General features: G+C 31.2%; 20 protein-coding genes. 9 read left to right on the top strand and 11 right to left on the bottom strand.

Annotated elements, in window-relative coordinates:
- Positions 1-16: 16 nt before the first annotated feature.
- Positions 17-379 (bottom strand): DUF4467 domain-containing protein, encoded by a 363-nt coding sequence (locus ACVBFA_RS03300; protein ID WP_002447187.1) that lies wholly within the window; start codon positions 377-379, stop codon positions 17-19.
- 360 nt (positions 380-739) lie between these two features.
- On the opposite strand from ACVBFA_RS03300, the gene ACVBFA_RS03295 reads away from it, so the two are divergent.
- The gene (locus ACVBFA_RS03295; protein WP_002447186.1) at positions 740-1,987 is read left to right on the top strand and encodes an aminoacyltransferase; all 1,248 of its coding nucleotides are present in this window, start codon (positions 740-742) and stop codon (positions 1,985-1,987) included.
- Between the two features lie 170 nt (positions 1,988-2,157).
- On the opposite strand, the gene ACVBFA_RS03290 is transcribed toward ACVBFA_RS03295, so the two are convergent.
- The 3 genes from ACVBFA_RS03290 to ACVBFA_RS03280 are packed head-to-tail and all read right to left on the bottom strand — an operon-like array spanning position 2,158 to position 4,374.
- The gene (locus ACVBFA_RS03290; RefSeq protein ID WP_002447185.1) at positions 2,158-2,889 is read right to left on the bottom strand and encodes an amino acid ABC transporter ATP-binding protein; all 732 of its coding nucleotides are present in this window, start codon (positions 2,887-2,889) and stop codon (positions 2,158-2,160) included.
- Positions 2,886-3,605: an amino acid ABC transporter permease gene (locus ACVBFA_RS03285; protein ID WP_001831576.1), complete on the bottom strand. Its 720-nt coding sequence runs from the start codon at positions 3,603-3,605 to the stop codon at positions 2,886-2,888. Before ACVBFA_RS03285 ends, ACVBFA_RS03290 begins: the two co-directional genes overlap by 4 nt.
- Complete coding sequence (locus ACVBFA_RS03280) at positions 3,586-4,374, bottom strand: transporter substrate-binding domain-containing protein (RefSeq protein ID WP_002486776.1); 789 nt, start codon at positions 4,372-4,374, stop codon at positions 3,586-3,588. Before ACVBFA_RS03280 ends, ACVBFA_RS03285 begins: the two co-directional genes overlap by 20 nt.
- A 215-nt stretch (positions 4,375-4,589) precedes the next feature.
- Between ACVBFA_RS03280 and ACVBFA_RS03275 the strand changes: the two genes are divergently transcribed.
- Positions 4,590-4,694, top strand: coding sequence for a putative metal homeostasis protein (locus ACVBFA_RS03275; protein ID WP_002438284.1), 105 nt, complete (start codon positions 4,590-4,592; stop codon positions 4,692-4,694).
- Positions 4,695-4,879: 185 nt separating this feature from the next.
- Here the strand turns inward: ACVBFA_RS03275 and ACVBFA_RS03270 are convergent, their stop codons facing one another.
- From ACVBFA_RS03270 to ACVBFA_RS03255, 4 genes are all read right to left on the bottom strand, one after another.
- Positions 4,880-5,566, bottom strand: coding sequence for a 2,3-diphosphoglycerate-dependent phosphoglycerate mutase (locus ACVBFA_RS03270; RefSeq protein ID WP_002447182.1), 687 nt, complete (start codon positions 5,564-5,566; stop codon positions 4,880-4,882).
- Positions 5,567-5,839: 273 nt separating this feature from the next.
- Complete coding sequence (locus tag ACVBFA_RS03265) at positions 5,840-6,721, bottom strand: cation diffusion facilitator family transporter (protein WP_002458142.1); 882 nt, start codon at positions 6,719-6,721, stop codon at positions 5,840-5,842.
- A gap of 289 nt (positions 6,722-7,010) precedes the next feature.
- On the bottom strand, positions 7,011-7,397 hold the full coding sequence (locus ACVBFA_RS03260; protein ID WP_002495945.1) for a GtrA family protein: 387 nt from the start codon (positions 7,395-7,397) through the stop codon (positions 7,011-7,013).
- A gap of 20 nt (positions 7,398-7,417) precedes the next feature.
- Positions 7,418-8,890 carry a hypothetical protein gene (locus tag ACVBFA_RS03255; RefSeq protein ID WP_126122614.1) on the bottom strand — a complete coding sequence of 491 codons (1,473 nt, stop codon included), beginning with the start codon at positions 8,888-8,890 and terminating at the stop codon, positions 7,418-7,420.
- 283 nt (positions 8,891-9,173) lie between these two features.
- Here ACVBFA_RS03255 and ACVBFA_RS03250 point away from each other — a divergent pair, with 283 nt between their 5' ends.
- The 4 genes from ACVBFA_RS03250 to ACVBFA_RS03235 all read left to right on the top strand — a co-directional run bounded on the left by ACVBFA_RS03250 (position 9,174) and on the right by ACVBFA_RS03235 (position 13,416).
- Positions 9,174-10,328, top strand: a complete 1,155-nt coding sequence (locus ACVBFA_RS03250; RefSeq protein WP_126122615.1) for a glycerate kinase — start codon at positions 9,174-9,176, stop codon at positions 10,326-10,328.
- Positions 10,329-10,354: 26 nt separating this feature from the next.
- The gene (locus ACVBFA_RS03245; RefSeq protein ID WP_126122616.1) at positions 10,355-11,056 is read left to right on the top strand and encodes a hypothetical protein; all 702 of its coding nucleotides are present in this window, start codon (positions 10,355-10,357) and stop codon (positions 11,054-11,056) included.
- 257 nt (positions 11,057-11,313) lie between these two features.
- Complete coding sequence (locus ACVBFA_RS03240) at positions 11,314-12,513, top strand: multidrug effflux MFS transporter (protein ID WP_046044597.1); 1,200 nt, start codon at positions 11,314-11,316, stop codon at positions 12,511-12,513.
- Positions 12,514-12,807: 294 nt separating this feature from the next.
- Positions 12,808-13,416: a C39 family peptidase gene (locus ACVBFA_RS03235; protein WP_002447176.1), complete on the top strand. Its 609-nt coding sequence runs from the start codon at positions 12,808-12,810 to the stop codon at positions 13,414-13,416.
- Positions 13,417-13,478: 62 nt separating this feature from the next.
- Here the strand turns inward: ACVBFA_RS03235 and ACVBFA_RS03230 are convergent, their stop codons facing one another.
- Positions 13,479-14,288, bottom strand: coding sequence for a metallophosphoesterase (locus ACVBFA_RS03230; RefSeq protein ID WP_126122617.1), 810 nt, complete (start codon positions 14,286-14,288; stop codon positions 13,479-13,481).
- A 317-nt stretch (positions 14,289-14,605) separates the two neighbouring features.
- Between ACVBFA_RS03230 and ACVBFA_RS03225 the strand changes: the two genes are divergently transcribed.
- On the top strand, positions 14,606-15,982 hold the full coding sequence (locus ACVBFA_RS03225; RefSeq protein WP_002458150.1) for an amino acid permease: 1,377 nt from the start codon (positions 14,606-14,608) through the stop codon (positions 15,980-15,982).
- 148 nt (positions 15,983-16,130) lie between these two features.
- On the opposite strand, the gene ACVBFA_RS03220 is transcribed toward ACVBFA_RS03225, so the two are convergent.
- Entirely contained in the window at positions 16,131-17,960 is a 1,830-nt protein-coding gene (locus ACVBFA_RS03220; protein WP_046044385.1) for an APC family permease, read from the bottom strand.
- 285 nt (positions 17,961-18,245) lie between these two features.
- Between ACVBFA_RS03220 and ACVBFA_RS03215 the strand changes: the two genes are divergently transcribed.
- Positions 18,246-19,781, top strand: coding sequence for a serine hydrolase domain-containing protein (locus ACVBFA_RS03215; RefSeq protein WP_126122618.1), 1,536 nt, complete (start codon positions 18,246-18,248; stop codon positions 19,779-19,781).
- Between the two features lie 140 nt (positions 19,782-19,921).
- A complete protein-coding gene (gene yidC, locus ACVBFA_RS03210) occupies positions 19,922-20,758 on the top strand; it encodes a membrane protein insertase YidC (protein ID WP_126122619.1) in 837 nt (278 codons plus the stop codon).
- A gap of 125 nt (positions 20,759-20,883) precedes the next feature.
- Here the strand turns inward: yidC and ACVBFA_RS03205 are convergent, their stop codons facing one another.
- Positions 20,884-21,816 carry a 2-dehydropantoate 2-reductase gene (locus tag ACVBFA_RS03205; protein WP_126122620.1) on the bottom strand — a complete coding sequence of 311 codons (933 nt, stop codon included), beginning with the start codon at positions 21,814-21,816 and terminating at the stop codon, positions 20,884-20,886.
- Between the last annotated feature and the right edge of the window lie 90 nt (positions 21,817-21,906).

The following is a 21,906-nucleotide window of genomic DNA, read 5'->3' as shown; positions in this document are numbered from 1 at the left end:
CCTTTTCCTAAAACGATTAATACATATTCTCTTCTTTGTAGTCAGGCTCATGAGATTGGTAGTATGCTTTTGCATTAAAGTCTTTATTATAATATGCTTTTTTATCTTTAAATTCATAAGTATAGTAACGCGCTTCAGCATCATCACTAAGTGGTTTATACTCCAATACAACATATTTTCCTTTGTCAAACACATAAATATTGGCATCTTTTTTATCAAAATGTTTAACTTCATCACCTGAATCGTTTTTGGCAATTTTTTGTTGCTTTTTCTCTTGTAGTTTAACCGCTTTATCTATTTTGTCTGCGTACTCGTGGCTCATGCAACCTGCTAATAATAAAGTTAGTACACTAACCCCGACTAATAACTTCCTCAACATACTCACTCCTACTCACGCTATCTATATCTATGTCATAGAACTTCAAGTTAATCTCTTTTTACACTTAACATATCAAACAATGTCAATATATCTTTAGCTCTACGTTTACAATTAGCATGTTATTTAATCTAAGCAATTCTTTCAACTTAAATTTTATCACATTCTCTTTAGAGGTACGATCTTCATTAACTTATTTTTTTATACCTCTTACTTTTTAAATCTATTCTCTTTTAAATAAAACGGCCTCATACGAAAGTATGACACAATTTTTTATGTTATGATGTGTAAGGATGTTTAGGGTTTGGTAATATATATCATGACGATAAAACATGGAAATTGACTTAGAGGTGAAGAAATATAATGAAATTTGTAAATTTAACTTCTGAAGAATTCGAGCAATTTACTTCAGAAAATTTCTCGCATTACACACAATCCAGTATACATTATAATAATAGATCGAAAACAAAAGGTGACGTACATTTAGTGGGAGTCAAAGATGATCAAGAAGATGTCATTGCTGCGTGCTTATTAACAGAGGCACGTTCTCTAAAATTCTTTAAGTATTTCTACACACATAGAGGACCAGTCATGGACTTTAACAATTTAGTTTTAGTTCGCTTCTTTTTTAAATCACTTACTGCTTATTTAAAAAAACACAATTGTTTATATGTACTCGTTGACCCTTATGTATTAGAAAATTTACGTCAACCTAATGGAGAAATCATTGAATCCTTTGATAATCGCGCATTGATTAAAACAATGGAAGAATTAGGCTATAAACACCAAGGATACACTGTAGGTTATGATACAATGAGCCAAATCCGCTGGTTATCAGTACTTAACCTTAAAGATAAATCTGAAGATCAATTATTAAAAGAAATGGATTACCAAACACGTCGAAATATTAAAAAGACTTATGAAATGGGTGTTAAAGTTAAAACATTACCCATTGAAGAAACAGATACATTTTTTGAATTATTCAAAATGGCTGAAGAAAAACATGGCTTTAAATTCCGTGAAGAGCCTTATTTTGTTGAGATGCAAAAAACGTATGAAGATCATGCTATGTTAAAACTTGCTTACATCGATTTACAAGATTATTTAGATACGTTGCAAACTAAACATCAAAACCTTAATCAACAACTAAAAGATGTTGAAAAAACATTAGAAGAAAATCCAAATTCTAAGAAAAATAAAACGAAACATACACAAGTCAAGCAACAATTCGATAGTAATGCGCGTAAAATCAGACAAACTAAAGAGAAAATAGCAGAAGAAGGTCAAGTTCTTCATCTTGCTGCAGCATTATATATATATAATGATCACGAAGTGTATTACTTATCAAGTGGCTCTAATCCTAAATATAATGCTTATATGGGAGCATATCGATTACAATGGGATATGATTCAATTTGCAAAAGAACATAATATCGATAGATATAATTTCTACGGTGTTACCGGAGACTTTAGTGAAAATGCCGAAGATGCTGGCGTTCAAAAATTTAAAGAAGGATTTAACGCTAAAATTTATGAATATATTGGTGATTTTATTAAACCAATTAAACCACTGTTTTATAAAGTTAAACAAGAGTTAGAAAACCGTAGATAATTATTAATTAGCAAATAGGAATCGAATTCTAATCAATTCGATTCCTCCAACCTAGATAAAAAACTAAATATCAATGCACACGAGTTTAAGTCATTGACTTTCTATACACTCAAAGGAGCCTGAGACATTGCAATTTATGTCTCAGGCTCCATTTCTATAATATTACTATTCTATTTTTCATTAATCACATTTAAAAATCGCTGAAGCTCTTCTGTTTTGGGGTGATTAAATATATCTTCAGGCGTACCTTGTTCTGCAATGACGCCCTCATGAATAAAAGCAATTTGATTGGAAACTTCTTTGGCAAAACGCATCTCGTGAGTCACAATGACCATTGTCATCCCTTCGTCAGCCAATTCTTTAATGACTTTTAATACATCATTGACCAATTCAGGATCAAGTGCAGATGTTGGCTCATCAAATAACATCACTTTAGGATTCATAGCTAATGCACGTGCAATTGCGACACGTTGTTGTTGCCCTCCTGATAAAGCATGTGGCCGTTGATCTTTAACATGTACCAATCCAACCTTAGCCAATAAATTCATTGCTTCTTCATTAGCCGTTGCTTTATTCATCTTTTTAACTGTTATAAGACCTTCCATAACGTTTTCTAATGCAGATTTATGTGGAAATAAATTATAATTTTGAAAAACCATTCCTGATTGTTGTCTTACTTTAATTTGAGATTTCTTATCTTTAGCAGTATATGTCATGCCATTGACATAAACTGTACCTTCAGTAGGTATCTCTAAAGCATTAATCATTCTAAGTAAAGTCGTTTTACCTGAACCTGAACGTCCAATTAGTGTCACAACTTCACCTTGATTAATTTTCAAGTCAATACCTTTAATCACTTCAGTTTCATTAAAAGACTTATGGATATGAGACAATTCAATCATGAGCGATACCCTCTTTCAATGCGTGATTCATACCATCCTTGGATAATTGAGATGACAAAACATACGACCCAATACATTAAAGCTACTAACAAATAAATAGTTAGATACTCATACGTTGTCGAAGCAACTTCTTGTGCCTTTCTAAACATTTCTGCAACAAGAATAAATCCAAGTAATGATGTATCTTTAATTAAACTTAAAAATGTGTTTCCCAGTGCTGGTATAGATACACGAATGGCTTGTGGTAAGATAATACGTTGCACAGTTTGTCTATAGTTCATACCTATCGAATAAGCCGCTTCTGTTTGTCCTTTAGGAATAGACAATATACCTCCTCGGATAATTTCAGAAGCATAAGCACCAACATTTAAAGATAAACCAATGACTGCAGCAATAACAGGTGCAAGTGTCCATTGATTATCAGCATTGTTAGTTACCAATCTTCCAAGCTCCGGTATACCGTAGAAAATAATAAATAACTGTACAATCATAGGTGTACCACGAATAATTGATACATAGACACGCGCAATACCTCTAAGTAATTTACTGGTTGATATACGCATAAGTGCAGTAAACAATGCAATGATTAAACCTAGAATGAAAGTGACCAAAGTAATAGGGATTGAGTATTTCACCAATCCCTCTAACATTGGACCAAATGCTTGTTTGGCTGCATCTAATGCATGTTGTTGTTCATTATTCAGGTTTAGAAACATCTTGACCAAACCATTTCTTACCAATTTTAGCTAATTCACCATTATCTCTAATTTTTTCTAGGCCTTTATTAAATTTCTCAATCGTTTTTTCATCAACCTTCTTAGAGAATGCAAATGCTGATTTATTTTGTTCTGCATGTCCTTTGATTGCTTTAATTTTCGCGTTAGGCTTTTGTTTTCTGTAATCTAAGTAAGACAAACTGTCGTTAAATGTACCATCTACGCGTTTAGATAATAGTAAGTCCATTGATTGGTTAAATCCATCTACCTTAGTAATGTCTGCACCCTTATCTTTAGCCAATTGACCATAGTTAGACGTAAACGTTTGTGCTAACTTTTTACCTTTTACATCATTGAATGATGTAATACCTTTTTCGTTTTCACGAACAACAAGTACAGCACTTGAATATGTGTAAGGTTCAGAGAATTTATATTTTTTCTCTCTATCTTTATTCACACCCACTTGATTTGCAATAACATCAAAACGACCAGCATCTAATCCTGCAAACATTGAATCCCATGACGTTTCATTAAATTTAAGTTTAATATTCTCTTCTTTTGCAACGGCTTTAATCACATCAATATCATAACCTGTTAATTGATCTTTTTTATTATGGTAAGTAAAGGGCGCATATGTACCTTCAGTACCAACTCTTAACGTATCCTTGTCTTTACTGCTTGATTGATTATCTTTATTATTAGATGAATTGTTGCCACAGGCTGCTAAAACAAAAACAAGTGCAACAATGCAAAGTAAAAGTCTTTTCATTTAATCAAACCCCTTATTCTTATTATTCTAATCGGAATAAAAATATTTTATCCCGTTATTACATAATAGTCAATAAAGAGTTACTTGCTAACAAGTGTTCAGAAAGTTCAAACTCTATAAACTATTAGTTTAATTGATATATAAATCGTAATAATTACTATTTACAAATAACTTAATTTCTTTCATAATAGTGTTATACAAGGAGGAAGAATAAGATGAAACAGAATTTACAAACAGCAAGACGCAACCTCAATAGTCCTAACATCAAAACACGAAAACGTGCTTTAAAAATAATAAAACAGCATCAACGTTCGAAATAAATGTGACAATCGTCAATTATTTTAATTTAATCCACTCAATAACTTAGGTTTCACAAGTTTATCTATAATTTAATTGTTTTAAATATCACTTCACACAAAAAATAAGCCATTCAATGAAATCAATACTGACCATTGAATGGTTTATTTATTATGATATGAAAATGTTCTAAACTATATACATCTTGTTATAAATAATATTTATCCTTAACAACTAAATCATCTGTAAGTTCATATACTAGTGGTGCACCTGTTTTAATTTCATATCCAACGATATCTTCTTCTGATAAACCTTCTAAATACTTAATTAATGCGCGAATGGAATTTCCGTGGGCCGAAACAAGTACAGTTTTATCATCTAATAAGTGTTGTGAAATATGATCAGTCCAGAACGGAACAACGCGTTCTAATGTATCTTTCAAACTTTCACAATAAGGCATCATACGATGATCAATATGTTGATAGCGACGATTTTTTAAATATGCTTCTCGTTGTTCTTCACTTTCTCTAGGCGGACGGACATCATATGAGCGTCTCCATTGATGCACCTGATCTTCTCCCCATTTTTTTCTCGCATCATCTTTGTTTAAACCTTGTAAACCACCATAATGTCGTTCATTTAAACGCCAACTTTTATGGACTGGAATCCACTGTTGGTCAGAACCTGCTAAAATATGTTGTGTTGTTTCTAAAGCTCTAGTGAGTAAAGAGGTAAAAGCAATATCAATTTCAATTTGATTGTCGTAAATTTTTTTACCAGCTGATTTCGCCTCTTCAATGCCTTGTTTTGATAGTTTGACATCGGCCCAACCTGTAAATAAATTTTTGGCATTCCATTCACTTTGTCCGTGTCGACATAGTATTAATTGTGGCATAAATCAAAACTTCCTTTCTATAATCTAAATGTAGTTACAATGAATTAACTACAAATCTATTTAAATATTAATCAATGTAGTAATTCCATTAAAATAGCACTAGTAATAAATTGTTTCTTTTTTTTTACCCTTACTTTTATTATAGAACTATAATTCTTAATTTCTCAAATGATAATATGGCTATTTTAGTAATTTCCAGGTAATGATTCTGGTTTAAAATAAAAAAGCCAACCACTACCTAATGGTCAGATAATGATTGACTACTTATATATTTTATTTTACTTCGTCTTTTGTAGTATAGGGTTCTGGATGTACATATACAGACGAAATTCCTTTACTATGTAAATGAATTTCAACTTTATCACAAATCTGATGCGCTTCATAAAGTGAAAGATAAGGATCTACTACAATGGTCACATCAATAAAGATACTACTCCCATGATATCTACCTTTAATATTATTAACATCAATTACATCTTCAACTTCTAATATGTCTAGTCTGTATTCCTCTAAATCTTGTTCATTGAAACCATCACTTAGCGTAAAAATCGACTCTTTAAAAATTCCAAAACCTGTAAACACGATTAATAAACCTAAAATATTTGCCAATATAATATCGATAATTGGAAATCCAATTTGTGTGAACAATAGACCAATGGCAGTGCCAATACTCACTAAACTATCAGATAAATTATCTTTAGCTGCTGATTTTAATGAGCTACTTTTCGTTCTTTTAGATAATCGATAATTAATAGCAAAGACACATAACATCACAAGACCACTGATTATACTTATAATAATAGTAATAAAGTTAGGAATATGTGAATCATGTGTAAACAATCTCGGAAAGTTTTCTATGATAACTTGTATTCCCACAAACATGATAATGAATGATACTAACAATGTGGAAATATTTTCAGATTTTAAGTGCCCATATGGGTGGTTTTGATCAGCAGGTTTAATAGAGATTTTAAGTCCGACGATAACTGCTACTGAAACTAAAATGTCTGTCATGTTATTTAAAGCATCTGCTCTAACTGCCGCCGAATCATAAACATATCCAGTCATATATTTAGCAATTGAAAGTATAATATAGATGACTAAACTAAGATATGCACCTCGTTGCGCTAACTTCAAATTTTCATTTTGAGTCACCTTCACTTACCACCTTTATTTTTTGCTAATATTAGTATGAATTATCAGTTCCACAATGACAACGTTTTTTTATTTCTACATTTTTTATATTCCTCATCTAATAATTTCATTAGATATGCCTAAAAATTACTTTCCTTCAGTTACTTATTTATTCATTTAAAAATAAGCCTTGTACATATATAAATATGTAAAGACTTATATACATTAATTTTTTCTAAATAAGAAAAGGTAAATATTTGAAAAAGAAATTCAATTCATCTTAAAGGAAAAAATAGTGCGTGTGAATACATTAAACTTTATCTCTAAGTAACCACTTGGAAAGTATAAATGTCACTGGGATTGTAATGATTAGACCCGCAAAAGGTGCAATTTCTGAAGCGATATTCAACCACTTTACGAATATATATAATAATAACGTTTGCATTCCCATATTGACTATCTGTGTGATAGGAAATCTTAAAAACTTTTCTATTGTAGGTTTTACTTTATATACAAAATAACAATTTAAATAATATGAAATAATAAAACTTACAATAAATCCAACAATGTGACTAACCATATAATTCACATGTAACACCTTTAACAGAAATAAATATGCTATATAGTAGTTAAAGGTATTAATTCCACCAACTATGATAAATTTTATAATTTCATAATGTATTCGGGTTAACTTCATCATATTTCCCCTTTGAACAGTTATTGTTTTGTACCATATGGGACTATTTTAAATGTGATGTCTTTGGGCAAATTATAATAGTGTTTGAAATCTTGAAGTTGTTCCTTTGACTTTGGTGTAGTCATATGAGTATATCGCTCAAATGGTAATCTTTCCAATGTTATTTTCTGATGTTGTTGATGTTGTGTTATTTGTTCTTTAATGACGTCTATTCTGTGCACACTACTAATATGTATAAAAGCAAATCCAATCATCATAATGATGCTGATGATAATCGCAAATATTTTAATTATATATTCTAGTTGTTTAAATAGCACATCACATTGCTGAATTAAACAAAGTAATATCACAATCCATAAAGTATAAATAAAATAAAAATTTCTATAACTTATAGGCGTCACAAATAAAAGTGGCAAAACAGATGAAGCCATAGCTATAAAACTTCCTATCGCAATCATTTTTATGTATCTTTGCTGTATCGTTTTAAACACAACGTATATCACACTCATTATGTAAATAAAGCAAATCGTTGTATTCAAAACAGCTATAGAAATTGATGATTTATATAATTCAAAATGAAATTGATTGTAAACAAAGATCTTATAAACAGGTAAAATAATTAAACCTAAGAGTAGTGGTATTTTAATATAAGTTCTCATATGCTTCAGGCTTTTATTTTGCTTAAGTAAAACTATACTTACTATTGATATCACAGTAAGAATAATCATTTGATTAATAAACATATATTGTGGTACCAGCTTAAATAACGTCACACCTGCTTTATGTATCATTCCCTGACTATCGGAAATTGAATAATGCGTATTTAATCCATCCTTAATTAAAAAATAATTAAAGTTTAAAAACATTATAATATTACCTATACAACTAAGCATCAATCCTACAATTAAGAAATAACTGAGTCTTTTTTTAACAAAGAAATAGACTACCAATCCTATTAAAATAATTAGGCTATTAGCAATAGAAACATTCTCCAAGAAGAATTGTCCAAACAAACTTACTAATAAAAATACCCATAATTGCATTTCAGAAACTGTATCGTGCGACTCAATTATTTTAACTACCGTAAAAAGAATAAAAAGTGATAGGACTGTAGCAGGTATATAACTAAAAAATCCAGTAAACCACCCGTAAGTTTCGCTATAAATTGTATTAGGCACAGTAACCATAAACACGAAACTCAAAATAAAATAAATACGATTCGTATGTAATTGAACCATATAAACGACTATATAAATAACCAAAAACGAAGTTATCGCATATATCAAAGCTTTTAATATGACATTATGTACGGCTACCCATTCAAATAAATGTCCTAAATAACGACCATTTTCTTGAGTCAAATATTGGCTTAGATTAACTTTATATGCATGCCAATCCGTAGTTGATAATGGCGTTAAAATTGCCATTATAAGATAAAAAATAAAAATTCCTATTAACCAAAAAAATGATTCATATTGTTTTAAGTAATTCATTGTTGACCTCTCTGTTCTTCATGATGTAATTCAAAACTAACATTTAAACGATTATCATGTTTATTCTCTTTTTTATGTGATTCATTCAGTTATCTGCTCAAATTATATAGGCATTTATTGAATCTTTAATCATATTAATATATACATATTCTCATCATCAATTTTATATTCTTATTATTATACAATTCACGTATGATTTCCATTTTAATTATCAAGATTTCTTTAGTTTAATTTCATTTTTGGATAGAATAAATATAAACCAATTGTTTAGGAAGTGATATAAATGTCACCATATAAAGTTATCATTGCACCTGATTCTTTTAAAGAAAGTATGTCAGCGAAGGAAGCTGCTTTAGCTATTAAAGAAGGATTCCAAGAGGTGTTCGATTCTAGTACAATATATGACATTATTCCTATGGCTGATGGTGGTGAAGGAACTACCGAAGTATTGAAAGAAGCCTTAAATGCTACCTCTTATTGTGTAGAAGTAAAAGATCCACTTAATAGAAATATCATGGCAAGTTATGCGAGAAGCGATGAACACCGTACAGCAATCATTGAAATGGCAGCTGCTTCAGGACTAGCATTATTGAGTAAAGATGAAAGAAATCCATCTATTACAACTTCGTACGGTACCGGCCAACTCATTAATGATGCACTTAATCACGGTGTTAATAAAATTATTTTAGGAATAGGAGGAAGTGCCACGAATGATGGCGGTGTAGGAATGTTAAAGGCTTTAGGTGTCTCTTTTAAAGATAAAAACAATCAAGAAATTCGCGATGGAGGTTTAGCCCTATCTCAAATAGATTACATTGATATTACTCGTATAAACCCACGCTTGAAAGATGTGAATATTAAAGTAGCCTGTGATGTAACTAATCCATTATTAGGAGATAATGGAGCAACAGTAGTTTATGGTCCACAAAAAGGCGCTCAGCAAAAGATGATACCAAAGTTGGATTCAGCATTACGTCACTATCATGATAAAATTGAAAGAGAATTAAATGTGAATGTAAAAGATATCCCAGGCGCTGGTGCTGCAGGAGGTATGGGAACAGCATTAATTGCATTTCTAAACGCTGAATTACGTCCTGGAATTGATGTAGTTCTTGAAGAGACTCAATTTAAACAAAGAATAAAAGATGCGAATTTAGTTGTTACTGGCGAAGGTAAAATGGATAAACAAACAATCTATGGCAAAACACCTATTGGCGTAGCCAAAGTTGCAAAATCATATGATATACCCGTCATTGCTATTTGTGGTAGTTTAGGAAAAGATTACGAAGCAATTTATCACCACGGTATCGATAGCGTGTTTAGTATCATGGAACGTCCATGCCACATTGACGAAGCTTTGAAAGAAGCCGAACTTCATATTAAACATACAACAGCAAATATCGCACGACTTTTACAATTAAAAATAAAAAATGATTGAGCATAATTATTAAACGAGGTGACAATATGAAACGAACAGATAAATATAGAGATTCATACAAATATGATGACCAATATCAAAATCATCGTAAACGTTCAGAAGAAGATATGTATCGACAACATCAAGAGTCGCAACAGAGAGCAAATTCAAATCGTGCAACACAAAGTAAAAATGATAAAGAGTATGAAAATCATCCTGAACGTTATTACAATGGAAGAGACTATCGACGTGAGCAACAATTAGAAGAGGAAAATGAAAAATCAAGCAAAACTAAAAAATGGCTGATTGCAATCATAGTCATTTTACTCATTATAGTAGCTATCTTTATCACACGTGCAATTATCAATCATAATAATGATAAAGTAAGTAATGACCCTAACGTTTCACAAAACTATAAAAAAGAAGTTGAAAATCAAAACGACGATATTAATCGACAAGTTGATTCAGCCAAAAGCGATATTAAAAATAAAAAGGACACCCAATCCCAAATTGATAAACTACAAAATCAAATTGATCAATTAAAACAAAATGAAGAAACCAATGCGGATTCTAAATTCACAAAATTTTATCAAAACCAAATCGACAAACTGAAAAATGCAAATAACGCGCAACTTAATAACGAAAATCAAAGTAAAGTTAACAACATGCTTGAAGACATCAATACAAAATTTGATAGTATTAAAGCTAAACTAGAAAATATCTTGAATGGATCAAATTCAGGAAACTAAAGGCATGACACTTCAAACTAAATATCTACAAAACCTTAAGAATCTGGGACATAGATACTTGTCTCGGGTTCTTTTTTATCAAAGACAGTCGGTGATTGAATGACGTTTATTTACCAATTTTTTCTTTGACCAATATTACGTTGACAAAACTATCAATGCTTATTGGATAATACTCTGCTTTTTTATTTGTGTATGCTGATTACTTTTTTATGTAAAACGTATATAATAGATGCTATAACTTTTCTAGGAGGATAATGATGATGACTACAAGTTCCAAACACTTATCTAAAATATTAATCGTTATACTTGGCGTTATGACTGCATTTGGTCCTTTGACTATTGATATGTACGGACCATCTTTACCTAAAGTTCAGCATGCGTTTGGTTCATCAATTTCAGAAATACAACTTACATTATCCTTTGCTATGATAGGTTTAGCTATTGGTCAATTTGTATTTGGGCCACTATCAGATGTATTAGGTCGTAAAAAAATGGCACTCATTTTATTGATTGGATATTTAATAGCCTCATTATTATCAGTGTTTACAGTTCATTTAACAATATTTTTAATTATCCGTTTAATTCAAGGTTTAGCAGGAGGTGGTGCAATCGTCATAGCCAAAGCTTCTATTGGAGATAATTATGACGGAGACGAATTAGCAAAATTTTTAACTTCTCTTATGGTCATAAATGGTATAATCACCATTATTGCTCCACTGTTAGGTGGCCTCGCTTTATCTATTGCAAGTTGGAGAATGATTTTTATATTTTTAACAATCATTGCCTTAATAGTCATCTTAGGCATCTTATTAAAGATGCCAGTTGGGCTCCATCAAGAACAATCTCAGTTAAAATTTAAAGCAATATTTAAAGATTTTGGTCTGTTATTAACAAGACCCACCTTCGTTATTCCGATGCTATTGCAAGGATTAACTTATGTCATGTTATTCAGTTATTCGTCAGCCGCACCTTTTATTTCACAAAAGATGTATCATATGACACCACTTCAATATAGTGCAATGTTTGCTATTAATGGAGTTGGTTTGATAGTCGTTAGTCAGATAACTGCTATTATAGTAGAAAAGATAAGCCGATATACGATGCTCATATATTTAACAATCATTCAAATGTTAGGTGTTGTAATTTTAATATTTACTTTAACCTTACATCTTCCATTGTATGTTTTACTTATTGGCTTTTTTATTAATATATGTCCAGTCACTTCTATAGCACCACTTTGTTTTTCTATGGCAATGGCTGAACGCACAGGTGGAAGTGGCAATGCTTCAAGTTTACTTGGCCTATTCCAATTTATTTTAGGAGGTCTCATTTCTCCCCTAGTTGGTTTGAACGGTCAACATGATATGTCTCCGTATCTAATTATTATTAGTGCGACAGCTGTTTTACTTATCGCATTACAAATTATATATTTCAAATTATTTATGAAAAAAACATAGTTATTCGTAAATCAAAATATAGGAGTGAACTGACAATGTAGTATAATTAAGTGCCACTCCTATTTTCTATTTTAATAGTACCCATAGACTTGTAATTCTAAATTTACGTTTAGTAGTGTTTTAATGAACGTTCCTATTTTCATTCACTTGACAATTTTAATACTAATTCATCCCTTTCTACTCTGAATATCTGATGAAAACGCTCATTTCAAGTTTGTCTAAATCAATTTTGTATACTAAATAAATCGCACGTTATATAATATGTTTTATCAAAGTTATTAGAGGATACATTTTATGAAGATAATTTTACCAGTAAAGCCTATAAGTCAGCTATTCCCTATCCCTTTTGTTATGGGGTGTGAGGGAGTATCCGCAGCGATGCTATTACAATTTAATCATTACGATATTAAAGCAACACAAATTATGAGTCACTGGCCTAAACATCCGACCAATCCCTATAAAGGCTATGTTGGTCATCCTTTGTTAGTTAAATTTGGCCATCATCAAACAATATTTCCTGATGCTTTTGCGCCATTTCTAAAACAATATGATTCTCGAATTGTAGATGGTACAGGTACATCATTAAATCAACTTGAAAAATTTATCGACAAAGGTCAGCCGGTCATCATTTATCATACTAGTTTAGGTTCTAAACCGCTTCGACGTGTATTTCATTTCGACAATCAACCAACAAAACTAGTCTCAAATATTCACGTCACTTTATTAATAGGGTACGATGATGACTATTATTATTATATTGATCCGTTATGGAGTCGTTTAACAAAATTTGTTATTTTCCCATCTATTATTCCTAACTCTAAACAAATCATCAAAATTAAAAAGCGCACTTTGGAAAATAGTTATAATGCCCCAGGAAGAAAATGCATATATATCGATAATTAATAATAAAGCCTCTAGAGACTGTTTAATTTCAGTTTCTAGAGGCTTTATTATATAAGTTGATACTAAATATCAAAATCGACTAAAGCATGATTTATTTCATATGCTATATCGTCTGTCATCCATTGTCTTTGATATCCTAAGCACGGACATATATATATTATGTTGTTTTCAACAAGTTTTTTTCTAAAATGAACATGCCCCATTACACTAAATCGAATAGGATAATTTTTATAAATAGTATCAAAATCATGAGTACCAATAAATGCATTAAAAAAGTCAAAAATACGATGAGGCGTTGGTACTACGAATTGAGGATGTGTTACAACGTGCGTAACTAGTATAATTTGACGTGGACTTACATTGTTAATGTCTTTTTCAACCTCTTGAACAGCTAAGAGGGATAGTTGCGGGTCTGATAATGACCAATCTGTTCTTACTTTATCTTGCCAAGTTGCACCATAATGTTTACCACTTGCTATTTTTTGCTGAGAAAAACGATTATCTGCATAGCTATAATCATACCAACCGACATGGCCTACAATTGCATATTGATCATTAATAATGATTGGATTGCCTATTAAGCATTCCTTTTTTGAACGAAAGAATGATAGTATTTCTGTTGAAGTTTTATCTACTTGGTCAGACCACAAATCATGGTTCCCAGGAACAAAATAAGTAGGTATCCCACTTAATTCTTGAATGCTTTGAATAAATTTGTAACTTATCCGATAGTCATTAGATATATCCCCTGCTATGATAAGTAACTCAATAGACCTTTGTTTAATCACCTGACAAAGCTTTTCTAAATATATTTCAGGATTTAAGTGTGGATGACGGTCAATGTGTAGGTCAGAAATAGTACCTATTTTCATCTTCTCAATCCTCATTTCTCTTTATAATAACTTACATTATTACATAGAGATAAATGAAAGTTAATTCATGTGATTAATTATCATTATACTTGCTATTTGTAAAATAATGTCTATAATTAAGCATAATTTTTAATATAAACTTTTCTTTCATTGTATTTCATAATTTTTTATTACAAGGTTATAACTATTAATTTAAGATACCATATTAATACATATATCCACTTATATTTCTGAAAATTCTTGCTTTTTTAAAATATGTTGGATAAGATAAGCTTTAAGTGAACGCTTTCATATACGTATCCTTAAGGAGGAAGTTGATGGCAAAACAGCTACAAAGAGAATTGAATAATAGGCATATTCAATTAATTGCTATTGGTGGCGCTATAGGAACTGGTTTATTTTTAGGTTCAGGACAGACAATTTCTCTAACCGGACCTTCATTACTCTTTACTTACATGTTGATAGGTATAGTGTTATTTGCTTTTATGAGAGCTCTTGGTGAATTATTATTAAGTAACTCTAAATTTAATTCATTCGTAGATATTGCAAATGAATACCTTGGTCCGTTTGGTGGATTTGTAATTGGGTGGACCTATTGGGTTTGTTGGATTGTCTCTAGCATGTCGGATCTCACTGCGATGGGACAATATTTTGCTTATTGGTACCCACAAGTCCCACACTGGTTGACAGTGCTATTTATTGTACTCATACTTATATCGTTTAATTTGCTTGGTGCCAGATTATTTGGAGAACTTGAATTTTGGTTTTCTATAATTAAAGTCGTTACAATTATTACGATGGTTATTGTAGGTTTAGTTCTGATTTTTTTATCATTTAAAACAGAATATGGACATGCTTCTTTTGGTAATTTAATACATCATGGCGGTATGTTTCCACATGGCGTAGCTGGATTTTTAATGTCCTTCCAAATTGCTGTATATTCATTTATAGGTATAGAACTTATAGGCGTCACAGCTGGTGAAACCAAAAATCCAGAAAAAACAATTCCTAAAGCAATAAATAACGTTCCAATACGAATTTTATTATTTTATATAGGTGGTTTACTTGTAATCATGTCTGTCATTCCATGGTTTAAAGTTGATCCTGATAGTAGTCCGTTTGTTAAATTATTCACACTAATTGGTGTGCCCTTTGCTGCAGGCATAGTTAATTTTGTTGTTTTAACTGCAGCAGCATCTGCAACGAACAGCGGAATATATTCTAATAGTCGAATTTTATTTGGTTTAGCGAAACAAGGTTTAGGTCCTAAAGCATTAACAAAAACTAATTCTAATGGTGTGCCTTATCTCTCAATGTTTGTATCTTCAATAACATTGTTAATCGCCGCTTTATTAAATTTTGTTTTCCCAGATGCTATTAAATTATTTATTTATGTAACGACATTATCTACTGTTTTATTCCTTGTAGTATGGGGAATGATTATCGTCTCTTACATCGCATACGTAAAGAAGAATCCCGAACGACATCGATCAAGTGCATTTAAATTATGGGGCGGAAAGATTATTGCCTATATTGTGTTATCTTTTTTCTTATTTATCTTTATTCTACTATTCTTTAGCAAAGATACTAGAGTAGCAATTTTTATTTCACCGTTATGGTTTATCTTCTTATTCTTTTATTACAAGAAATACAAGAGCAATGCTGAATCTTTAGCCGAAAGACAGCAACATTAAAGTAAAATGTGATTAAACTTAATTATAACCTATGACTTTAAAATATTAATCATCAAGATTTGCAAAATATATATTATCTAAAAGCGAATATACTCCATTATAATAAGGACCAAAATTTCACTTTACTCAAGTGTATTTGGTCCTTTTTTTATTTCATTAATTTGAATGGAATAGTACACAAAGTAACGTTTTTTTGATAAATTAAATGCAATTTTAAACGTAAACTCGTTTGATTGTGCAACAAGTGCTGCCAAGCCTTTTTAGGGATAAATTCTGGAACGACTACTGTAATTAAATAATTTTTATCATTCGCTTTTTTACGAATTTTATCTATAAATCGTGAAATCGGACGAATAATACTTCTATACTCTGAATGTAAAATCACAAGTCTTACATCAGGAAAATGTTTTTTCCACTTAGTCATAAAAGCTTGCTCATCCTCATCACCAAATGTCACATGTACTGCAATAACATCATCATTAGCTAATAATTTAGCATAATAAATAGATTTATCAACTACAGTTGTAATACTTTGAATTGGTACAATCGCTAAATTGCGATCTACAACAGGAATGTCGTGTATATCAATTTCAGATCGTAATTCACACGCTATATTCTCATAATGTACATGAATTCTAATAAAAATAAATACAACAAAAGGTAAAAATAAAAGAATTGGCCATACTTGATTCAGTTTGGTAATAAGTAAAATCATGAATACGATAAACGTAATCGTACCACCAATTAAATTGATAGTAAGCTTTATTCCCCATCGTTCAGGGCGTTCTCGAAGCCACTTTAAAACCATACCAAACTGAGCAAGCGTAAATGGAATAAAAACACCTACTGCATATAATGGAATGAGGTTCTCTGTCATTCCTTCAAATAGAATAATTAAAATGATGGCTAATACACCTAATATAATAATCGAGTTTGAATAACCGAGACGATCACCACGAACAGTAAACATACGTGGCATATATTTGTCCTTAGACATTGATGCAGCAAGCATAGGAAATGCTGTAAAACCTGTATTAGCAGCCAATACCAAAATCATAACTGTAGTAGCTTGTATAAAATAAAACGCTACATTTTCACCAAATATTTGGGACGCAAGTTGTGATAGTACGGTCGTTTCAGTTTGAGGCATAATTCCATATATATATGAGAGTACAACAATACCTACTAGTAACACTGCTAAAATTGTACCCATAGTGACTAAAGTTTTGACTGCATTCTTAGGTGCTGGATTTTTAAAATTTGTTACTGCATTGGATATTGCCTCTACACCTGTAAGTGATGATGCTCCAGATGAGAATGCTTTTAAAAGTAAAAATAACGTAACACCTGGCACAGTACTCCCTACAGTGGAATGGATATGCGGTGCGATTTGTCCAGTAGCTACGCGAAATGTTCCAACAGCTATCAAAACAATTAAACCTATAATAAATAAGTAGACTGGATATGATAATACAGTTGCTGATTCAGTCAAACCTCTTAAATTCATCATTAAAATAAAGAGTACTAATAAACATGCAATAAGCACTTTAAAATGATATAAGTGGGGAAATGCGGCAACAAAAGCATCTGCTCCTGAAGAAATACTCACTGCCACCGTTAATATATAGTCGACTAATAAAGACCCTCCAGCTAACAATCCCCATTTCTCACCAAGATTTGTTTTAGAAACAATATACGCTCCACCACCTTTTGGATAAGCATAAATAATTTGTCTATAAGATAAAATTAAAGCTGTTAATAATATTAGAACTGCTCCAGCAATAGGCAACGTATACCAAGATGCCACAGCTCCTATCACCGATAATGTAATTAATATCTGCTCAGGACCATATGCAACTGATGACAACGCATCGGATGATAGGATAGCTAATCCTTTAAATTTTGAAATTTTCTCATTTTTTAAGTCTCTGTTTCTTTTAGGTCTTCCAATCAAAAGTCTTTTAAATTGAATGAACATGACTCCTACCTCTTTAACTCATTTTGATGGATAAAACTATACTCCCATAAAACAAAATTGTATAGCTACTTCACATATCTTTAATCATTACATTTACTCTATTAGTGTTTTATTACACTTTAAAATTTATTGTTTTTCACTAAGAAGACTACTTGATTAAGATATAGCTAACCCAATATCTATTCGTTATCTGTAACTTTATACACCAAAACTGTTATAATAAATTCACTTATTGTTGCCATAACGCAGGCAATAAATTTTTAAATTTAAAGTAGAGGATGCTTAATGAAGATAAAACTGTTTGTCATTGTTGTCATTTTTTTGATGACCATTTTATCGATAATTTCAATTACAACACGAGAAATTGCACATAGTAAGAATGAGACGATATTGACACATGCTTCTCAAAAACATATTGATAAAATGGTTGAGACAGCAATGAAGAAAGGAGATATCCCCGGACTAGCAATATTAATCATCAAAGACAATAAAATCTTTTTAAATAAAGGGTATGGTTATGCCAATATTGAAAAAAGAGCAAAGGTAAACCCACATACTCAATTTGAAATTGCATCCAATACTAAAGCCTTTACAGGTTATGCAATTCTACAATTAGCTCAAGAAGGAAAAATAAATTTAAATGACAAAGTAAGTACATTTATACCCGGATTTAAAATGAAGCATGAAGACAAAGAAAGTGATATTACTATTGAACAGCTATTAGCTCAAACTAGTGGTATACCTGGAGATATCACTGAAGAAAATCGTTATTCTAAACAGTACGATAGTATTGAAAATATCGTTAATTTTGCAAAAGGAAAACGTCTGAACCATGCACCTGGAGAAACTTTTGAATATTCGAATATGAATTATGATATTTTAGGTCTTATTATTCAAAATGTTACCCATCAATCCTATACATCATATATCCAAAAGTATGTTTTAGCCCCTTTAAAGATGAAACATACCACTTTTAAAGTAAATAATACCAAAGCTAATAACGAAGCATTAGGTTATATATGGGAAGATAATGAAAATAAAGTTGCACAACCAGAGTTTAACATCGGTGATACGCCTGCAGCATATATGATGTCAAGTACAAGTGATTTAGCAAAGTGGGTCCAACTACAGATCCACCCTACTTCAAAATCACAAGCCCAGTTAATTCGTCAATCGCATCAGGTATTATCTAACTCATTAAATAGTGAGCCTAACGCAGATAGCTACGGTTCAGGATGGTTTATAAATACTGATGACCATCTCGTATTACATACCGGCGTTTTAGATAATTTCTCGTCACAAATTTTATTAAATATTCGTAAATCTTATGGCATTGTCGTATTAGCGAATACAAATTCAAGTCAAGTGACTCGTCTAGCGGAACATTTAAATACTCAAATTATGAATAATCGTCATTACACAACCATAGAAGAAAAAGTGAACCAAACGAAAAATATGCAACTTATCATTTCCACATTGGCCGATATATTCATGGTCATATTTAGTATCTTAGTTTTTAGTAAAATCTTAAAATTACGTGATGGTCACATCTTCATCCGTAAATGTTTACGAACTTCAATCATGTTCAGCATCATTTTGTTGGGATTAGTAGCAATGAATATTCTTTTTTACCTACTTCCTTTGATAATATTAGGAGATGCAACTTGGGGGTTTGTTTTATCATGGTTACCTTTACATTCGAAATATTTAGTTGTAAGTGTATATCTAGCCATAACCATGTTACTAGTTTGGTTATCTTTATTAAGTATAACTTACCATTCTGATGAAAATAAAAAACATAAAACAACACCTAAGCATTAAAAAGCCACATTTAAGACATGCGATACACACCTAAGAATGACTTTGTTATTTTTAAATCATGCAATATTATACTATTTTGATGAACTTGAACATCATTTATCATAAAATTAATAGAATTATTAACAAAAGGAAGTATCACTATGCATAAACGACTTTTCATCACTTTATTAGGTTTTATCATTTTACTAGCTGGATGCGATTATTCTAAAGAAGAGAACCAAACTGGTATATTTTATAACGTTTTTGTAAAATCCATGGATGAATTTCTTCATTTTCTTGGCAGAGTTTTTCAGGATAACTATGGCTTTGCTATTATTTCTATTGTACTCATAGTTCGTTTCATCCTATTACCTTTCATGTTAATACAAGTTAAGAATATGCATATGATGCGCGAAAAAACAAAAGTCGTCCAACCAGAATTGGATGCTATAAGAGATAAAATGAAACACGCAACATCACAAGAAGAACGCAATGCAGCCAATCAATTGCTTTTGAAAAAGTATCAATCGTATGGGATTAATCCATTAAAAAATATGTTAGGGTGTCTGCCTGTTCTTATACAAATGCCTATATTAATGGGGCTTTATATGAGTTTGAAGTACCCTTCGAGTCACGGAATTACTGAATACCCACACTTCTTATGGTTTGATTTAACGCAACCTGATTTGATTATGACAATAATCGCAGCAATCATGTATTTTGTTCAACCACTTGTAAACTCAATCCATTATCCAAAAGATCAAAGAAAAACTTATTATTTTATGATGGTATTTTCACCGATATTCATAACATATGCATCTCTACATTCTGCTGCAGCTTTGGGCTTATATTGGAGTATAAGCGCTGCTTTTCTAATTGTGCAAATGCATTTTGCCCACTCTCACTATAAGAAAGTGGCACTACATGAAGCTAAAAAACTCAAACAAAAATTAGAGCATTATAAAGACAATAGTGAGTTATTAACTGAAGAGTCATAAAAAAGCACGCTATAAACAATCTTGTAAAAATTGTTTATAGCGTGCTTTTCGTTCTCCACTATTAAATATGCCATGTTAATAATTTAAAAAGAGCTTGTAACTCAAACGATCCATATATTATTTTATCATTGTGCACCACGTTGATTTTCTTTAGCATGTACAAGATTTGTTACAAAATCATTTACAGGTGTAGCAATATGATTCTCTTTCCCTAATTTACTAACTGCTCCATTAATATAATCTATTTCAGTTGTTCGATTATCTTTAATTAAGTCTTGGTACATAGAAGGATAGTGTGGGCCTACTTTATCATTTAATGCAATTAAGTAATCAAAAATCTCATCAACATTAAGATGAACATCATCAACAGTTGCAACATGAACAATTTCTTGTGTAATTTTATAGATCAAATTTTTAGCGTCTTCACTATTATTGAGTGCTGCCAAATTACATTCAAGTATAGTACATAATGAATTAGCTGTTCCATTAACACATATTTTCTTCCAAATTGATTGATGTAAATGTTCACTTTTCACACCTTTTAATTCTGCATTTTGTAGCAGATTAACAATGATATCTACACTTTCTTTTCCCTCGGGCACGAGACACCCAATTTCAACAGGACCTTGCCCCATTAAGTGCGTGTGACCAGGTTGATCAATACCGGCTGTCCACGTTGTTACTCCACGTACAATTCTATCTATAGAAACATATTGTTGTATAAGACGTTCATGTTTCAAACCATTCATAGTGCACACAACAATCGTATTATCATGAAGGTGGGGTTGAATATGACTAAGCACTTCTTCTAATTGCATAGATTTAGGAAATAGAAAAACAATATCATAGGACGTTGCTTTAGGAATTTCCGTTAGTCTATACATAGGTAGCCTGAAATGATGCGCTTCACCATTAATATCGATATGTAGGCCGTCCTGTTGTATTGTAGTAACTTGAGGTTCCCAATTATCAATTAAAGTGACGTCATAACCATGTTGAAACAACTTAGCACCAAATCCACTACCTAATGCGCCAGAACCTGCAATTGCTATTTTCATATATTCCATCTCCTTACAATTCTATATTGTTTTTAAAATACTACTTTACTACATACCAGTCAATATAATACGGTTAATTTGTAAGAATTT

The sequence above is a fragment of the Staphylococcus sp. MSU001 genome, assembly GCF_052976705.1.
Note: the sequence above shows the minus strand (reverse complement) of the source record. Positions and strands in the feature narration are given on the sequence as shown.